The organism is Methylobacterium sp. C33D, from assembly GCF_053345825.1.
Map to the genome: position 1 here is coordinate 1 of NZ_JBKFAV010000091.1, position 1,992 is coordinate 1,992.

Annotated in this window: 1 protein-coding gene; it reads left to right on the forward strand. The window is 74.7% G+C overall.

The window, feature by feature from the left end; genetic code table 11:
- Nucleotides 1-1,992 (forward strand): glycosyltransferase family 2 protein (locus ACLBXO_RS31450; protein WP_447687875.1); only part of this gene is annotated, 1,992 nt, incomplete at both ends.

Here is a 1,992-nt window from a genome sequence, read left to right on the forward strand (position 1 = left end):
ACGTGGGCGGGCGCGAGCCGTTCCTGCACTTCGCCGAGGCGGGCTGGCGGGAGCTGCGCGATCCCGGCCCGGGGCGCTCGACGCTGGCGGCGCTGCTGCGGGTCTGCGGGCTGCGGCCGGCGCGGGCACCGGTGGAGGACACCGGCTGGCTCGGGGCGATCGGGCGGGAGACCCTCGACCGGGACGCGCTGCTGGACCTGCAGGCGCGGCTGGTGGCGGGGCATTTCGACCACGGCTTCTACCGGGCGCGCTACGGGCTGTCGGAGGCCGACGACGCGGTGCGCGACTACTGCGACACCGGCTGGCGGAAGGGCCGCAATCCCAGGCCCGACTTCGACGGGCAGGCCTACGCCGACGCGCATCCCGGGATGCGCGAGACGGGCCTCGCGCCCCTCGTGCACCGCCTCGCCACGGCGCTGATGCACGGCACCGACATCGCGGCCGGTGCCTTCCACCCCCGCTACGGCACGCCGGATTCGCGGGAGGCGGCGCTGGCCGACGAGGCCCGGACGGTCGCGCCGTTCTTCGACGCCGCCTTCTACGCCAAGCGCAACCCCGACGCCGCCCAGGCCCCCGGCGGGCCGCTCGCCCACTTCGTCGCCTACGGGCAGCACGAGGGGCGCGACCCGAGCGCGACCTTCTCGATCGCGTTCTACCGGGAGACCTACGGTCACCTCCTCGCCCCGGGGGAGTCGCCGTTCCTGCACTACGTGCGCACGGGCCGGGTCGCCGGGCTGATGGGCTGCCCCGAGGATCTCGGCACCTACCCGCCGATGGAGGCCCCCGCTTCCGACGCGTGGGACCGCCTGCCCCCGGCCCTGCCCATCGCGCAGGCCCGCGTCGTCGTCATCGTCCCGGTCTACAAGGGCCGCGGCGAGACCCTGCGCGCCCTCCACGCCTGCCTGTCGGCGCCCCAGGCCACCCCCTTCACCCTGCTCGCCGTCAACGACCGCTCCCCCGACCCGCAGCTCACCGCGGAGCTCGCCGCCCTCGCCGGCCGCGGCCTGTTCCACCTCGTCGAGAACGAGCGGAACCTCGGCTTCGTCCGCTCGGTCAACCGCGCCCTCGGCCTGCGCCAGGGCCGCGCCGTCGTCCTGCTCAACTCCGACGCCGAAGTCTTCGGCGACTGGCTCGACCGCCTCGTCGCCCACGCCGAACCGCAGGCGGACCCTCAGGCCGGGTCCGGCACGGAGGCAGGGGCTGGGGCAGGCGCAGAGGCGGGAATGGGCGCGGGGCTGCCCGTGGGCAGCGTCACGCCCCTGTCCAACAACGCCACGATCTGCTCCTACCCGCGCTTCAACGCCAACAACACCATGCCGCTCGAGATCGCCCGGCCCGAGCTCGACCGCATGGCCGCGCAGGTCAACCGCGGCCGCGCCGTGCCGGTGCCCACCGGCGTCGGCTTCTGCATGTACATGACCGCCGCCGCCCTCGACGCCGTCGGCGACCTCGACGCCGAGGCCTTCGGCAAGGGCTACGGCGAGGAGAACGACTGGTGCCTGCGCGCCACCAAGGCCGGCTTCGTCAACCTGCTCGCCGAGGACGTGTTCGTCCACCATGCCGGCCAGATCTCGTTCGGGCTCGACGCGGGCGGCGAGTACGACCAGGGCCAGGCGGCGCTGCTCGCCAAGCATCCCGACTACCCGGCCCGGGTCGGGCAGTTCGTCCAGGCCGATCCCGGCCGGCGCGGGCGGGCGCGGCTCGACCGGGCGCGGCTGGCCCGGCACTTCGCGGGGCGGGCGCTGCTCTACGTGACGCACTCGTGGGGCGGGGGCATCCAGCGGCACGTCGACGACATGGTCGCGCAGGCCCGGGCCGAGGGCCTGAGCGTGGTGCTGCTGCAGATCGACCGGACCCGCAACCTGGAGGTCCACGTCTCGTATCGCGGCCCCGAGTTCCTGTACCTGCCCAACCTCGACAGCCTGTACCTGCCGCGGGACGCGGCCGAGCTCGCCGACTTCGTCGGGCAGCTGGCGCCGGTTCTGATCCACG